2 tRNA genes and 2 rRNA genes are annotated in these 1,006 nt (G+C 45.0%); all 4 read left to right on the top strand.

Annotated features, from left to right (window positions below):
* Positions 1-63: ribosomal RNA gene (locus L1N97_RS16900) — 16S ribosomal RNA — on the top strand; the annotation flags it as partial.
* 207 nt (positions 64-270) lie between these two features.
* A tRNA-Ile gene (locus L1N97_RS16895) sits at positions 271-347 on the top strand.
* 231 nt (positions 348-578) lie between these two features.
* Positions 579-654: transfer RNA gene (locus L1N97_RS16890), tRNA-Ala, on the top strand.
* Positions 655-920: 266 nt separating this feature from the next.
* Positions 921-1,006: ribosomal RNA gene (locus tag L1N97_RS16885) — 23S ribosomal RNA — on the top strand; the annotation flags it as partial.

Here is a 1,006-nt window from a genome sequence, read left to right as displayed (position 1 = left end):
ATGACTGGGGTGAAGTCGTAACAAGGTAACCGTAGGGGAACCTGCGGTTGGATCACCTCCTTACCTAAAGAACGGATTTATAAGTGTTCACACAGATGATTGATTGCATGAGATAGAGCAAACAGTGTTAGACCACGACAGTGGTGATAACGACGGATGTTTGGTTTAGCGCAAGGCACACGCCAAGCGAGGGAAGGAGTGTACGAGAAGTACATGACTGACTGAGCGCGAAGTGTAACGCAGCGATAAAGCGAACAGACAAGTTAGCATTGGTCTGTAGCTCAGGTGGTTAGAGCGCACCCCTGATAAGGGTGAGGTCGGTAGTTCGAGTCTACTCAGACCAACCAAATTTCGCACCATGCTTCGTTGCTTCCCTACTCGCATACCTAAGTATGCTTCGCAGGAAAGCGCCTTGCCTGATACGAAATTCAGTTTTAAGACCACTGAAAGACTTATTGCGATGATTTTTGCTTTAGGCAAGTGATGCGACGAGCGAGTGAGGGAGTGTACATCAGGTACATGACCAAATGAGTGAGGAAACAACACGCAGCATAAAGGAAAAAGCAGAAGCAAAAAGAGGGGTTATAGCTCAGCTGGGAGAGCGCCTGCCTTGCACGCAGGAGGTCAGCGGTTCGATCCCGCTTAACTCCACCAAATTCATTAATGCTGCGTTGCATTAACACTCACATACCTAAGTATGCTTCGTGTTAAAGCGCCTTGCCTAAATAAATTTGGCTAAACCCAATATTTGCTCTAGAAATTCAAATCAAACTGTTCTTACGAGAATGTTTTGATTTGAGTTTAATCTCAAAACTGCTCTTTAACAATTTGGCAAGCTGATGTAAAAAGTAAAAACTAAGGTTACATTTAATTGTATACCTTATTCACACTGTACACTTCAAGACATTTTGGGGTTGTATGGTTAAGTGACTAAGCGTACACGGTGGATGCCTTGGCAGTCAGAGGCGATGAAGGACGTACTAACCTGCGAAAAGCTACGGGGAGC

Source organism: Rheinheimera sp. UJ63 (assembly GCF_021568285.1).
Classification (GTDB): domain Bacteria; phylum Pseudomonadota; class Gammaproteobacteria; order Enterobacterales; family Alteromonadaceae; genus Alishewanella; species Alishewanella maricola.
Note: the sequence above shows the minus strand (reverse complement) of the source record. Positions and strands in the feature narration are given on the sequence as shown.